This is a genomic window from Peribacillus sp. SIMBA_075 (genome assembly GCF_046534585.1).
Genome location: NZ_JAWRYN010001028.1, coordinates 1 through 256, shown reverse-complemented (window position 1 = coordinate 256; position 256 = coordinate 1). Strand labels below are relative to the sequence as shown.

Here is a 256-nt window from a genome sequence, read left to right as displayed (position 1 = left end):
GCTTGGACACTTCCAAAGAAACAACTTTGCCACCCGGCTTTACGACGCGAGCCATTTCATTCAATACTCGCTGAACATCAGGTACATTGCGCAGAGCAAAGCCGATGGTCGCAAAATCAAATGAGTTATCCTCATAGGGTAATTTCATGGCATCTGCATTTACTAGCTTGATCCTATTGCCTACTCCGGCATTCGCAACCTTATATGCTCCAACATCCAGCATATTTTGGCTGAAGTCCAGGCCGACAACACGGCC

1 protein-coding gene is annotated in these 256 nt (G+C 47.3%); it reads right to left on the bottom strand.

Annotated elements, in window-relative coordinates:
• Window positions 1–256: class I SAM-dependent methyltransferase (locus SB775_RS31420; protein WP_410865191.1), on the bottom strand; the 256-nt coding region annotated here is incomplete at both ends.